At 45.7% G+C, this 12,899-nt stretch carries 9 protein-coding genes; all 9 read right to left on the minus strand.

All coding sequences use genetic code 11. The annotated features are described in order from the left end of the window. Positions 1-20 precede the first annotated feature (20 nt). Positions 21-3,296 (minus strand): glycoside hydrolase family 2 TIM barrel-domain containing protein, encoded by a 3,276-nt coding sequence (locus PQ469_RS15235; protein ID WP_274213741.1) that lies wholly within the window; start codon positions 3,294-3,296, stop codon positions 21-23. Between the two features lie 80 nt (positions 3,297-3,376). After that, positions 3,377-4,978 carry a sodium:solute symporter family transporter gene (locus PQ469_RS15240; protein ID WP_274213742.1) on the minus strand — a complete coding sequence of 534 codons (1,602 nt, stop codon included), beginning with the start codon at positions 4,976-4,978 and terminating at the stop codon, positions 3,377-3,379. Next, positions 4,975-6,054 carry a Gfo/Idh/MocA family protein gene (locus tag PQ469_RS15245; protein ID WP_274213743.1) on the minus strand — a complete coding sequence of 360 codons (1,080 nt, stop codon included), beginning with the start codon at positions 6,052-6,054 and terminating at the stop codon, positions 4,975-4,977. Before PQ469_RS15245 ends, PQ469_RS15240 begins: the two co-directional genes overlap by 4 nt. A gap of 14 nt (positions 6,055-6,068) precedes the next feature. Further along, positions 6,069-6,779: an L-rhamnose mutarotase gene (locus PQ469_RS15250; RefSeq protein ID WP_274213744.1), complete on the minus strand. Its 711-nt coding sequence runs from the start codon at positions 6,777-6,779 to the stop codon at positions 6,069-6,071. Next, positions 6,776-8,698, minus strand: a complete 1,923-nt coding sequence (locus tag PQ469_RS15255) for a hypothetical protein (protein ID WP_274213745.1) — start codon at positions 8,696-8,698, stop codon at positions 6,776-6,778. Before PQ469_RS15255 ends, PQ469_RS15250 begins: the two co-directional genes overlap by 4 nt. Positions 8,699-8,704: 6 nt before the next feature. Next, positions 8,705-9,598 (minus strand): sugar phosphate isomerase/epimerase family protein, encoded by an 894-nt coding sequence (locus PQ469_RS15260; protein ID WP_274213746.1) that lies wholly within the window; start codon positions 9,596-9,598, stop codon positions 8,705-8,707. A gap of 5 nt (positions 9,599-9,603) precedes the next feature. Further along, positions 9,604-11,004 carry an acetylxylan esterase gene (locus tag PQ469_RS15265; protein WP_274213747.1) on the minus strand — a complete coding sequence of 467 codons (1,401 nt, stop codon included), beginning with the start codon at positions 11,002-11,004 and terminating at the stop codon, positions 9,604-9,606. A gap of 12 nt (positions 11,005-11,016) precedes the next feature. Beyond that, positions 11,017-12,153, minus strand: a complete 1,137-nt coding sequence (locus tag PQ469_RS15270) for a sialidase family protein (RefSeq protein WP_274213748.1) — start codon at positions 12,151-12,153, stop codon at positions 11,017-11,019. Positions 12,154-12,164: 11 nt separating this feature from the next. Then, positions 12,165-12,878 carry a DUF3826 domain-containing protein gene (locus PQ469_RS15275; RefSeq protein ID WP_274213749.1) on the minus strand — a complete coding sequence of 238 codons (714 nt, stop codon included), beginning with the start codon at positions 12,876-12,878 and terminating at the stop codon, positions 12,165-12,167. Positions 12,879-12,899 lie beyond the last annotated feature (21 nt).

Consider the following 12,899-nt stretch of genomic DNA (forward strand, 5'->3'; position numbering starts at 1 on the left):
TTTTGTTTTATTAGCCACTACTATTGCTTTATCAACACCTCCGATATACGGCATGGCGCGATATAAAACGTATAATGATATTCCTTTGCAGGTATGCGGTATTGTTCCAACGGCACCGCCACTTCCGACCAGCTATCATTTCCACCTACGCCCATTTGTACCAGGTCGATATTAAGGGTTATAAAGCCCGCGTCTTTTAGTTTGTTGGTATGCTTAGCCTGCAGAATATTATCTTCGGTATAAGGCCAGGCGCTCATACTGAGCAGGCTATCGGCTGTTACCAGCAGGCCATTTGTTTTATTATGCAGCAGCATCCAGCGTACATCAGTCCGGTTGCCGTTTTCCTGTGGTACCACATAAGGCTCCATAAACTGGTGGATAGCCTGGTTGTAAATACCGGCTTCGGAACCTGTGCGCCTGTCTGTATAGTTTTCGTAAGGCCCACGGCCATAATAAGCGATATTGCTATCGGCCCGCAAAATTCCCATTTGCATACCTACTTTGGGAAGGTCGGGCAGGTTTTTATCAGCGGCCAGGCTGTAATCAACCTTGATAGCACCTTTTCCGTTTATGGTATACGTAACCTTTACAGAAGCACTGTCATTAATAAGCGCGTAAGTACTGTTAATTTTCACCAGACCTTTTGCCGAGCGGTCAATACTGATATTTTTTAATTGAGGCTGATTGCTAAACCATGGCTTTAGTTTTTTTTCGGCTTTCCATCCCCGGTGATCATTATCTGTAACAGGTCGACTGAAGTGAGGTAGTAAAGGAGCAAATACCTGTTGCTTACCGTTCAGCATATAGGAATTCAGCGCCCCATCTTTTTTATTAAAAGTGACATCAAACCCGTTCCCGCTAATACCCAAAGCAGAAAAATGATCTATATCTGTAACCTTTAACGACGGATAATATTGGTTTACTGGCTTTGTTGCCGGCAAACTGGTCAGCACAAACTGATCTTCCGCAATTTCATATCCTTTTGCAGCCCAGGGTTTATCTTCGGCAAGTGTAAAATGGATATCGGCTAAGTACTCGTGGTCCGTTTTAAACCGGGACAGGTATTGTTTTATGCTGATAATGGTATCCTTACCCGCAGCCAAATCAATATGCGGTAATTGTTTTTTGGCAATAATATTACCATCTTCCCGCACCTGGATGTACACATCGTATTGACTCAATGAAGCCGTACTATTCCAGTTTTTAATTTTGATCAATCCTTTACCTGCATCCGCCAGCGTACATTCTGCAGGCTGAAAAACATGCTTGCATTCGTAAATAGCCGGTTTGGGTCGCCCGTCTGATGCAACAATACCTTTGATGGTAAAGTTATCAAAGTAACGTTCGCCATAGTCGCCGCCGTAGGCGTAGTATGATACCCCGGCAGAATCTTTTTTTAACAGTCCCTGGTCTTTAAATTCCCATATGGCCCCGCCTATGATGCGTTTGGTTGATCGCCATTGGTCCCAAAATTCTTTCAGGTTGCCGTTGGAGTTACCCATAGCGTGCGAGTATTCCACAAAAAATATCGGCCGGTTATCGCCATTTTGCTGATTGGCCAATAATGGCGCCGTGTATAAACCTGGGTACATGCGGCTCACAATATCTACATAAGGCTGATCAATTGGATTTTGCAGCCGGTGTGAGTGATCGTTTGTTTTGGGATAGCGCGAATCTGTAGGATCTATATAACCGTCGGCCTGCGGGGTTCCCTGGGCGGGTTCATAATGCACCGGGCGGGTAATATCAAAATCATGGATCCAAGCGGCCATAGCCGCATGGTTTGGCCCACGGCCTGCCTCGTTCCCTAAACTCCAGGTGATAATGCTGGGGTGGTTTTTATCGCGCATCACCATGCGGGTGGCACGATCAAGATAAGCGCCCGTCCACATAGGGTCGTTGCTTAATTTAGAGCCGAGGCCATGGGTTTCCAGGTTGGCTTCGTCAATTACCAAAATGCCATATTCATCGCACAGGTCATACAGGTAGGGGTCCATTGGGTAGTGGCTTGTGCGGATACAGTTAAAATTAAAGCGCTTAATGGTGCGCACATCATTTAAAATATCATCTCGGGATAATGCCTTGCCTTTTACCGGGTCATGATCGGGCCGGTTTACGCCGTACAGGTAGGTAACTTTTCCGTTGATGAGTAATTTACCATCATCCTTGCCAAACTCAATACTCCTGATGCCAACCTTGCAGCTTTTAACTTCCAGGGTTTGCCCGGCGCTATCCAACAGCGAGAGGGTAAGTGTATAAAGGTTGGGCCGGTCATCGCTCCATTTATCAGGATTTTTCAGCGTTGTTTCCAGTAAACCAAACTTTACATTATCCAGCCGGGGATAGATTTCGTTTATCATGCTCTCAACGCTACGTTCCAGCGGTTTTTGAAATACTTCCCTGTTGTTTTTGTCGAAAAGCCGGGCCTCAATTTTATAACCGGGAACAGCTTTACCTGTAAGGTTCTCCATACGTGGACGGATGCTAAACACGGCATCTTTATATTGCTTATCCATTTTAGCCTGCCACTGAAAATCGGCAATCCTCAGTTTAGGTTCGGCCAGCAGCAATACTTCGCGATGGATGCCGCTCATGCGCCACTGGTCCTGGTCTTCTAAAAAACAGCCATCGCTCCAGCGGATCACCTGTACAGATACTACGTTTTCACCGGCCTGTAAATAAGGGGTGATATTAAATTCAGACGGCAGAAAGCTATCCTCGCCATAACCTAAAAATTTACCGTTGAGCCATACCTTAAAACCGGAGCTCACACCGCCAAAATGCAGGGTGATATTCAGATCCTTCCAGTTTTGAGGCAGGGTAAAGGTACGCTGATAGCTACCAACGCCGTTATAATCCTGTGGTACATGCGGCGGGTTTACCGGCCGGAACGGGTAAACCGCGCTTTTATAAATAGGCTTATCATAGCCCTGCATCTCGATACTCGAGGGCACGATGATCTTTTTCCAGCCGCTTACCCGGCCTTTGTAAAAATCTTTTGGCGCATCGCCCGGTTTAACGGCATAGCTAAAATCCCAGTAGCCGTTTAAAGACATCATCCTGCCCGATTTTTCACGGTCGCCCGCAAGCGCGTCTTTGATACTGCTGTATGAATAAGCTGTAGCCCTGGCCGGGTCGCGGTTTATGCCATCAACCAATGGATTTTCCCAGGGTTCGGCATCAAAAACCACCGGCACATTGGGTATGGGTGCAGGGGTTTTATCAACCAGCTGGGCGTGAAGCGTAAAAGGCGCTAATCCAAAAACAAATAAAATATAGATCAATCTTTTCATCATCCCTTACTATGTGCTATATAGCCAGATTTTGGCTCAATAAGATTTTCCCGGTGTGCAAGCCTGGTAGTAGTGTTTTTCATTTAGTGTCCGTTAAAAATGAGGTATAAAACAATCATTACTATGGTGAGCAGTGTCCAGGCTAATTTTACCCGTTTGGTTGGCTTGGCTATCCGGCTGATTTCCGAAGCATCCGGTTTATAAATTTCGGGCGAGGCATCCAGTAAGGAAATGGCAACAGCCAGTGCAGCAAGAAAAACAAAAATGTAAAAAGACAGCAGCAGGTAATGCGGCCAGAAATGGTACCTGGCAGATGGCAGCACCCAGAGGTAAACTACTCCTGTACCCAAACTAAAAGCCGAACCTACGGAAAGGACAGTATTTACTGCTTTACGTGTAGTGCGTTTCCAATAAACGGTAAGCAGGAACACAACGGCCAGCGGCGGGGCAATAAAGCCCAGCACCGACTGAAATACATCGAAAAGGTTAAGCCCTTTAATGCTATCAATAGCCAGTGCCATGCCTATCGCAAACAGGCAGCCTGCAACAACTACCCACCGGCCAATCCTGATCAGGTCCTGGTTGCTGGCGTCCCGGTTAATTTTTTCGGCATAGATATCCATGGTAAAAACTGTGCTTAACGAGTTTAATGACGAGCCGATAGTACCTACCAAAACGGCTATCAGCACTACTATTACCAACCCGTTCATGCCGGGAGGAAACAGGTTGGTTACCATGGTCATGTAGGCCAATGCGGGATCATCCAAATGCGGGTAGAGAATAAAGCACAAAATACCCGTAAGGATAAATAGCGGCAGCGACAGGATCTTGAGCCAGCCTATAAAGTTAACACCAAGCTGGCCCTGCTCCAGGTTTTTAGCGCCCAGCACAGATTGTACCATAGCCTGATCGGTACAAAAAAACGCGATGGCCGATACCGGGTAACCCAGCAATATAGCATACCAGGGGTATTTAATGTCGCTGGCCGGGTGAATAAGGTTCCAGTAATTGCCGGGCACTTTATGAAATACTGCCGAAAGACCGCCCGCCTTGTTTATACCTAAAACCGTTAAGGTTAATGATACACCGATGAGCAACAACATCTGGAATACATTCACTTTGGCAATGGCTTTTAAGCCCCCCGCAAATGCAAACAGCCCCGCAAATGAAACCAGCACAATAACCGATTGCCACATGGGGATCCCCAATATCTGCCTTACCAAAAAGCCACCGGCAAACAAACCTAATGACAACCAGGAAATGAGCATTTTAATGAGTGCATACCAGGCCAGGATGTTCCGGGTCGAGTCGCCGTAACGGTTGCCCATAAACTCGGGCATGGTAGATACTTTAGCAGCAATATATTTGGGCGCGAAAACCAAGGCCAGCAGCATCAGGAATACAAAGGCATACCAATCAAAATTTACGGCTACTATGCCTGTGCTATAACCAATACTGGCAAAAGCCAGCAGCATGGATGGCCCCACGTTGGTACCCCACATATTGAAACCTATACTTGGCCATCCTAATGATTTATTGGCCAGGAAAAGTGTTTCGTCCGTTTTGTTTTTGTTGCTAAAACTGGCACGGTAGCCAATCACTAACAACACGACGAGGTAAACAGCCACCACCCCGTAATCCAGGGCTGTTAAGCGCGATACAATATTGCTCATTGCGATGATCATGCGCTGAGCTGATTAGCGGTTAAATGATATTCGGCTAAAATGTCGTCGACTTTAACCGGCCTGCCTGTTTGCAGGGAACGATCCATAGCCTGCAGCAGCGCAATGGTGCCTACACCTTCTTTAATATCGGGATAAGCCGTAAAACCTTCGGTAATGCTGTCGGCAAAATATTCAAGATAGTTCTGGTATTCGCCGGCGTGATGGCTTTTGCCTTCAAAGCGGAAATAATGTTTCAGCTTATGTTCCCAGGTAATGATCCTTTCTTCACCGGTTTTATCGGTTATGGCATAGCGCAGGTCCATATAATCGCCCTGGCTGCAGCCTTCGGTACCTCTTAAAATGCAGCTCATCTCGCTGTCACGGGTAGCGGGTTGTACCGGGCCTGTATAGCAGCCGCTTACCCTGGCAATGCGCCCATCGGTTGCTTTAAATATAAAATGCATCGTATCTGGGTTTTTCAATCCGCCCTTTGCCCCGTTTGAGCTTAACATGCCGTATCCCATTACTTCCTCAATATTGGGCAGGTACCAGCGAATAAAATCTGTGGGGTGGCTTAATCCCCCATAAAGCCATTTAAAAGCATTTTGTAATGACCATGGCTTATCTAAAAACCAGCGATGATCTGCGTGATAATAAGCCTCAATGGTGATCAGGTCGCCAATCAGGCCTGCTTCATAATCCTGGCGCTGCTTTTTCATCGGCTCAAAAAAACGGGAGCTTTGGCCAACAAACACCCTTCTGCCGCTTTTTTCAACCAGGTCCAGTAATTCGGCGGCTTTGCTAAGGTCATCAATAAAGGGTTTGGTACATACTACATGCTTGCCATAATGCAGGGCTTGTTTCACATGTTCGGCATGCAGGTGGTCGGGCGTATAAATGGCAATAATATCAATGTCTGCATCATCCAGCATGTGCTGGTAATTGGTGGTGTAGTTATGAAAGTTAAACTCCGCTGCACGGCGCTTGCAAATTTCAATACTCGTATCGCATACCATTTTCAATTCCAGCTTGTTGCTCTGTAATACTGCCGACATGGTACTGCGGCCTTCGCCTAATCCTAATATTCCTACCTTCATTTTTAATTATTGAGTTATTGAATTTTTAATGGCTTAAAAAACACCCAAACTTCACCGGGCTTTGTACCGGGAATGCCTTCCTGGTATTTTTTCATCAGCTTACTCCATTCGTTTACCCTTGGGTTGTTTTCTGTTGTTTTGGGATTCAGCTTATCCAGGCTTTCGCCTTTTGGAATACTGATGACTAACATCAACTGCCGTCCATTTTTAAAAACCAGCAGTTGCTGAAAATTGGCGTTGCAAAAACCTTTGGAAACCTCAGGCCATTTCTGGAACTGGGTAGCATGGTAGTTTAAATATTCCTGCTGCAGTTTGGGATCTTTCACCAAATTGGCCGTTAGTATAATGTTGTCCCATTCGGGCGCTATGACAGAGTTAACGCAACATTGTTGCTTATTGAAAGCATAAAAGGGATGCCTATATGTCCTAATCGTCAATCCGGGGTACAATCCTTTAGTTAAATTATATAATTTGTTTACATTCAGATTTTTACCGTAAATAACTAAATGGTTACTCCACTCATAAATTGACGAAAATGGCAAGTTTTGCTTTTTAATCAGGCTCAATAAGGGCCGGTGATCTATAGTTTTCCCAACTGGTGCGGTAATTTCAACAGCAGCATAAGGGTTGCCAATTACCCTTGCATCAGCTGTTTTAAGCAGCAATACCAGGACCATCATTAATCCTAAACTTTTCCGGTTGATGTGTATAATTAAGGCTCTCATTCCGACTTATAATTAATGGGCTGGCCCTCCCGGTTAACTGTTTTGTATTTAAGCAGGTATTGATAAGCCGGCTCCACCCCTGCCGCTTTTTTAATTTCGTTTGCCACCTGCCGGCCATTATTTTCCCATACATTACCAGGGCCGTTTGCATTTTTCAGAGATTTTTCTGCAGGGCACCAATTGTTTTTAATGGTGATGTATGATGAACCCTCGTCAGTATATAAGTAAAACCAGTGTTGCGGATCATGTGCGTAGGGCGCTTTATAAATACTATCCACGTAGTTATTACTGATCACTGAACCTGGTTGTGCCGATAAGGTATAAATACCTGCCACATCGTACATATTACGCGCATAGTGGTGAATCTTATTGGCTGTAATATGGTTGTCACTCATGGCGTTGATACTTTTTGTCCATCCCCAGCCCATACTGATGCCGGTATAGTTTACATCGCAAACCTCGTTATGGGCTATGGTAATGCCTTTTACATATCCTGCGCCAATACCCACGCATCCCCAGTCTTCATTGGTGGCATCGGTTACCAGGTTGTTTTCAATGCGGTCGTTGGTACATATTTCGCGTTTATCGGTTGGGTTATAGGGTAAATGAACTTCCTGCGCCTCATCCGAATAAACCCCAGCGAGGATGGCTGTTCCGCCGATGTCTTTAAACAGGTTACCTTTTATTTCATCCTCATGCGTCCCGCGCTGGTAATCTAAGCCTGTTGAGGCCAGGTGCTCAAAACGGCAGCCTTCAAAAGTGGTATGGGCGGCGTAAGCCACCTCAACAGCAGCGGCAGGACGGCCAACCCATGCCTGGTTTTCCAGCCCTTTTTTATCCGGCGTACCGGGTATTTTTAGCTTGTAGGCATCCAGCATATACATACCATCCTGGTGCGGCACCAAACCAGCTTTTGAAGACCGGAGCCAGCTGCTATGCTGAAAACCAATATTTTTAAAACTGAAATAACTTACGGGGTGATCTATCGTCCCCTCAATTTTTACAATATTCTCAAGGACAGGAACAGTTGCAGTGGCTGTGGACAGATCTTCACCGGGGCGCGGTATGTAGTATATTTTACGATGCTCCATATCCAGGTACCACTCACCGGGCTGGTTTAAAAACTGCACCGATCTGCTGAGATAAAAGGCAGAGTTACCCGTTTTTTTGGAGATCCAGGGCGCTGGCCAGGGATGTTCCGATTGGATGCGGCTTTCGGGCTGGTAAAAGGATAACCTTACGCTATCACCCGCCACTTTTGCCGATTTAACCCTTAGTATTGCTATAGCCCACCACTGGTGTATAAACATTTCCATACCCTTGATGTGCAGGGTATCAAAGGCCGCGGGTTTAGGAATCCAACAGGTTTGGCTTTGATGATCCCATGATAAAATACGACTCATTAATGGTGCATCTGTTTCCCTTGCCGGGGTGGCTTTAGTGTTATCAACCCATAATTGCCTGAAATTCACTACTTCATCACCAATTAAGGGCGCGTTGGCAACCCATAATTTTCCGGCAACATTCAAGGGTAAACCAGGGATATTTCCTTCCTGCTTTTTCCAGCCGTTTATATGGATGCCGCCACTTAAAATGGTTTCGCCTTTTTCGGCGCCTTCTATGATAGTGGGGCTATCGGCTGTACCCGAATCTTCGGGGCGGATAAACAAAGGTTCGGATAATTGATAAAGTCCCTTCTCCACCACAATACGAATGCCTCCTTTTATGGATATATCTTTCAGGCGGCGCAGTTCGCGCGCCTTTCTCAGCGCCATGGCTACCGTAGCCAATGGTTGCTGTTGCGTACCCGTATTTTTGTCTGATCCTTTTGGCGATACCCATATTTCTGCCGCTAAAACGCTGCCTGTTAAAGCAACAATTAGCAGCAAAGCGACAATAAATATGCGGCAGATGTTCATTAACAATTATTGGTTTGATGTTTGAAAAATTGATTTTATGTAAGTGGCATTGGCGCTAAAGTTCCATTTAACATTATGCACATCTTTAGTATCTCTCGACCGCTCAATCACCAGCCAGCCGCTCCAGCCCATTTTATCTAAAGTTGCCTTTACCCGTTCCATGTTTATTTCAGGGTCGTTCTGCAGCCATTGGCCATCAGTATTGGTACAGTGTATCATTACAATATTCATCTTGCCCAGTATCTGCAATTCCTTTTCCAGGTCGCGGCCATTATCAAGTGCGTTTTGAAAGTTGAAATAGCTTTTTATGGCTGGCGAGCCTATATCTTTTAATAGCTGCAACTCATTCCTGGCATCCAGTGAAGTTTCAATACCAATAACTACACCCGCTTTTTCGGCTATTTTACCTACTTCCTTTAAGCGGGCAACTATTGCGGGGCGCAGGTTTGGGTATTTAACCAGGTCGCCTTTAATACCCAATGGCAAAAAGCCAACTTTTACATTCATTTGCTTCATGGTATTAATGCAATCTTCAACAGCCTTAACAGCGGTGGGCCGTTCGGCAAATGATTGTGCAAAAAAACCGGTCATTCCCAATGACGGTATTTCCAGGCCCAGCTCTTTAGCTTTATTTAAAAACAGTTCCCGTACCGAATCTTTTGCCAGTTGATTATCAAATGTCTCGCGATCGCCAAGACCGCCCATATCTACCTCAACCCCATCGGCGCCAACATCTTTTGCAAGTTGGAACGCACCAATTTTTTGCCTTTTGATTATCATGAGGTCAACTACCGCTACCTTGTACCGCTGCTTAGCCGATGGCGTTTGCGCTATAACCTGTTGTGCCACCCCTATTGTAAATAGTACAACACCCAAAACCAATATCAACCTGCTTTTCATATCCTCTATTTGTTTATAGCTGCCGCGAAAACTTTTTGCAGTTGATTAAACCCTTTTATGGCGCCGACAGGCAGTTTTTCGCCTTTATCGCCAAACACATACATGGCCGGTTTTTTTTCAATAGTTACTTTTGATTCATCAATATTGCCGCTCTTATCTTCAATCGTCTTAATATTGAGGTGGAAGTTTTTGGCAATGAACCTGTACAACGGAAACCTTTTGGATGGCCCAAAATCGTGACCTTCATTGGGGAGATGTACATTCTCCACCATATTTTCGGCACCATAATAACCATACATTTTTTTGAGATAAGGAAAATCATGTTCGGGCATATTGGCTGTCCAGTCCTGCCCGTCAGATACCAGCAATTGCGGTTTTGGGGCGGCCATAGCGGCAAGCTCTACATTATCGGTTCCGCCTCCGCACTGATGTACGGGCATCCCGCTTTCGCATGGGCAGCCCCCATAAAAATAGGATGAGACGGAAACTACCGGTGCGCTTAACTTAATCCTGTCGTCCAGCGCGGTCATTAAAACGGTATGGCTGCCACCGCCGGACCCGCCGCTGATTCCTATTCTTGCAGTGTCCGTTTCTTTTAATGATGATACATAATCCAATATCCTGATAGCTCCTAAAATTTGAATGCTTTGCGCAAGGCTGCGGCGATGATCTTCATCCTTAAACTGCAACAGCGATTCGCCCCAGGCAAAAAGGTCGTAGCTGTAGGCCATAACACCCATGCGGGCCAGTGTGGCACAACGCAACTGGCAATCGGCACGGTAGCGCTGGTGCTCCCAATGCCCGTCTGGACTTAATATTACCGGGATCCTCCCTTTTATTTTAGATGGTTTATATAACGATCCGTTGATGTATAAACCCGGTAAAATTTCAATAGCTATGTTCTCTACCGTATAACCATCAAATATTCTTTTTGGGGTGACGATAGGTTTTGAGGCAGGTTTTGCAGGTAAAGGCCATAACCCCAAAGCCTTATATAGTTGTGGCTTAAGCAAAGCTTTGCGTTGCTCCCAGCTTGCTTTATCATGATACTGCGATGCAATACGATCCAACTCTTTCCAGCCATCAGTAACCGCCCAGCGGTAATATTCGTACTCCTTTAGCTTATACCTGCCGGGGCCTTCTTTATTTACCTTCAGATCGAGCGGGGTAAGCACATTAGCCAGCGTGGTATCCACATCTGTCCGGAAACGCCATTCCGCATAGTTTACCCATTTATCCTGAACCTGGGCATCGGTGTATTTAATCTTTACATGATACCTATCCTGGATCTCATCAAGTACTTGCTTTAATGATTTTTTGTACAGACCATCCGTGGTTTGCTGGGCGCCGGCTGTATAAAACAGCAGTGTAAAGCAGGCTATAAGTATACCGGTTAATTTTTTCATCACGTTTCTCCTTTAAAGATCTTTAGTCTCTCCTGTTGTTGCCACAGGCGCTGTGTACCCATCAACCTTGGGCCACACACCGTCTTTTATTTCTTTTAGATCTAGCTTTTGGGGATCGATCACCACATGCTTTATTTTTTGCCTGCGCCACGTATAAACCACATGCACCAGTCCATCTGCCGACTGGATCACCGATGGATAAGAATATTGACTGATAGGTGAATCTTCAAGTATCGCAGCAGCATACCAGTTAACGCCATCTTTTGATACAGCCACGTTTAAAGGCGTACGGGCGCCTTTTGCCAGTGTTCCCGGCGGTAACACATGATTATAAACCAAAAGCTGCCTGCCGTCCTTTAATGTCACCGCATCGGTGCCTGAGTTGTTGTTGGGCAAAGTTGTTTTTTCGAGCGGCGACCAGGTTTGCCCCTTATCTTTTGACCAGGCTGTGAGTACCGCCCTGTTCTGGCTGCGGCAAAGTACCTGCAGCCTGCCATCTTTATAGATCAGGATACTGGGCTGGATAGCTTTCAGCTCTTTACCGTCACTTACAGGGCCTATCATTGTCCAGGTTTTACCAAAATCATGGCTGGCTTCAAAATGCACCTGCCAGGCTTTGCCTTCGGTACTTACCGGGCTTAGTAATGTGCCATCCTTCAGCAAAACCGGCTTGTTTTTAATCGGGCCTAAAAAGCCATCCGGCAAAGCAGTTTGCGCCGACCAACTGATTCCACCGTCGTCCGAGGTTTTCATATACCCTTTCCACTTGGCGGGGCTGGGGCCTATTTTATAAAATAAAAGCAGCTTACTACCCGGCACCTGGTAAAGTACAGGGTTCCAGCAGGCATAGCGTAAAGTATCGTTCTGTATGCCGTTGGCCACATTAATGCCTTCAGTCCATTTGCCCTTAACAAACCTGCTCACCCAGATGCATACATCGGGGTTACGCTCTTTTGTTCCGCCAAACCATGATGCCACCAAACCTTTGGGTGTTTCGGCAATGGTGGCTGCATGGCATTCGGGATAAGGCGCTTTATCGTAAATAAATTCATCTTTTACAATGCCTTTGCGCCAGGGGTTAGTTTGGGCAAATGTTTCGCTGGCTATTGTGCAGGCACTTAATATGATCAGCAAGATTTTCTTATACATGGCTATTATATTTATTGAGCTGTTTTCTTTGCAGCATCAGCAGCTTTTTTAGCTTTAACAGCATCTACATAAGCTTTAAATAACTGGTGCCAGTTACGGCCATTATTGTTGAGGTATTGCTCGTTTTTGGTTTTGTAGATCTCAAAAATGGCCGAGATCTGTTTAATATTTTTAAAATCAACCGCCTGCTCGCGGGCCTGCTTTAAATTGGCAAGTATGGTTGCTTCCTCAACCGGTGTCAGATCGGTAACTATGGCTTTATAACCTGCCAGCGTAAAAGCCACCTTGCCAATGGTATATTTATCCAATATCGCTTCAACCTGTTCTTCATTAAGATCTTTGCGCAGACCGGTCATCAGGTTTTCGTGAACAGATTTTGGCAGGGATGAATTGATGATGATCTGCCTGTCCATAGTGCTCAATGGTTTGCCGGTAGCCGGATCAATCCCGGCAGGTACAGATTCGTACGAGTGGCTATTGTTCCAATCCCGGATAGCTTTCAGGTGCGTAGCCACAACGGTTTTTACCCGTGAAGCTTTCGCAGTATCATTCAAGGTAAGAGAGCTTACCCATTCATTTGCTTTTTTATCAATCTCTGCATCAGCTTTAGCCTGTGCTTCTGGTGATGGGACTTGCTTTACCGCTGTTTGATCCTGCGCTTTACTTAGGGTTGATGTGATGAGCAATGCAGCGAATGCAATACCCGCGATGTTTAATATTTTCATGTTTATACTCATTTGATAGGT

The organism is Mucilaginibacter sp. KACC 22773 (genome assembly GCF_028736215.1).
Taxonomy (GTDB): Bacteria; Bacteroidota; Bacteroidia; order Sphingobacteriales; family Sphingobacteriaceae; genus Mucilaginibacter.